We start from the raw sequence: 1,831 nt of genomic DNA, 5'->3' as shown, positions 1-1,831 counted from the left end.
CGACGTCTGCCCGTAACCCACCCGCTCCCGACGCACCGACCAGGCCTCGGAACGGGCGGCGAGGGCCAGGTTGTAGACCTTCCGCACAGACCCGACGTCCGCGACAGCTCCGAAGCCTGCGCGTTGGTCGGATAGAAGCGGTACCGATACGCCCGCTTCACGGAGGAAGTAGCTCCCACGCCCCGGACGCTAGGGGCGGTCACGATCCGAACACAAGCCCGGGCCATGGCAGTGCACGACGTCGAGCCGTCGCCGCTCGGCTCTAAGCCAGGCGGCCTCACGTAAGGAGACCGGTATGAACTCCGCAAGCATCGAGACTGCAGAACACAAGGCCCTGCGCACGGCGGTAGCCGCCCTCGGGCACAAGTTTGGCCGCGAGTACCTCGCCCGCGTCGCCCGCGAGGGCGGCCACCCCGACGAGCTGTGGGCCGAGGCCGCCAAGCTCGGCTACCTCGGGGTCAACCTGCCCGAGGAGTACGGAGGCGGGGGCGGCGGCATCACCGAACTCTCCATCGTCCTCGAGGAACTCGGCGCCGCGGGCTGCCCGCTGCTCATGATGGTCGTGTCCCCGGCCATCTGCGGCACGGTCATCTCCCGCTTCGGCACCGAGGCCCAGAAGCAGGCCTGGCTTCCCGGCCTCGCCGACGGCACCCGCACCATGGCCTTCGGCATCACCGAACCCGACGCGGGGTCCAACTCCCACCGCATCACCACCACGGCCCGCCGCGACGGCGACGACTGGATCCTCACCGGCCGCAAGGTCTTCATCTCCGGCGTCGACATCGCCGACGCCACGCTCATCGTCGGCCGCACCGAAGACGCCCGTTCCGGGCGCCTCAAGCCGTGCCTGTTCATCGTCCCGCGGGACACCCCCGGCTTCACCCGCACGGTCATCGACATGGAACTGCAGGCGGCGGAGAAGCAGTTCGAACTGGTCCTGGACGACGTACGCCTGCCGGCGGAAGCGCTCGTGGGAGACGAGGACGCGGGCCTCCTCCAACTCTTCGCGGGCCTCAACCCCGAGCGCATCATGACGGCGGCCTTCGCCATCGGCATGGGCCGCTACGCCCTCGCCAAGGCGGTGTCCTACGCGGGAACCCGGCAGGTGTGGAAGGACCCGATCGGCGCCCACCAGGCGGTGGCGCACCCCCTGGCGCAGGCCCACATCGAGCTGGAGCTCGCCCGCCTGATGATGCGGAAGGCTGCGCTGCTGTATGACGCGGGGGACGACATGGGGGCGGGCGAGGCGGCGAACATGGCGAAGTACGCGGCGGGGGAGGCGTGCGTCCGTGCGGTGGACCAGGCGGTCCACACCCTTGGCGGCAACGGCCTCACCCGCGAGTACGGGCTGGCCGCCCTGATCACCGCCTCCCGGGTGGCCCGCATAGCCCCCGTCAGCCGCGAGATGATCCTCAACTTCATCTCCCACCAAACCCTGGGCCTCCCCAAGTCCTACTAGGGCTCCGCCCCGCGCCTCAAACGCCGGCGAGGCTGAATGTGCCCACCGGAACCGGGTGGGTGCGGGTCAAGGATTCGGGGCTCCGCCCCGAACCCCGCGCCTCAACCGCCGGCGTGGGTGGATTTTGCCGGGCGGGCCGTGGATGTGCGGGTCGGGGTGGGGGAGGGGGTGGGGGGTCGGCCGGGACTAAAACGAGATGAATTCGGCGCACGCTCCCGCCCGGCAAACCAACCACCCCAGGGCGCCGAACATCGAAGCCCGTCCCGGACGACACCCCACCCCCGGCCCCCCCCCCCCCCCCCCCAACCCCGCCCCGGCCAAACCCCCCCCCCCCCACCGGGGGCGGGCCCGGGGCCCCCCACCCCCCCGGCG

1 protein-coding gene and 1 pseudogene are annotated in these 1,831 nt (G+C 71.5%); one reads left to right on the top strand and one right to left on the bottom strand.

Annotated elements, in window-relative coordinates:
- Nucleotides 1–227, bottom strand: a pseudogene (locus ACFTXQ_RS36575) (helix-turn-helix domain-containing protein); the annotation flags it as partial.
- Nucleotides 228–295: 68 nt separating this feature from the next.
- Here ACFTXQ_RS36575 and ACFTXQ_RS36570 point away from each other — a divergent pair.
- Nucleotides 296–1,459, top strand: coding sequence for an acyl-CoA dehydrogenase family protein (locus ACFTXQ_RS36570; protein WP_382649977.1), 1,164 nt, complete (start codon nucleotides 296–298; stop codon nucleotides 1,457–1,459).
- The last annotated feature ends 372 nt before the right edge of the window (nucleotides 1,460–1,831 follow it).

The sequence above is a fragment of the Streptomyces sp. NPDC057010 genome (assembly GCF_042673805.1).
In the GTDB taxonomy this organism is placed as follows: Bacteria; Actinomycetota; Actinomycetes; order Streptomycetales; family Streptomycetaceae; genus Streptomyces.
The sequence above is the reverse complement of the archived record's forward strand: the minus strand, read 5'-3'. Positions and strand labels throughout refer to the sequence as shown.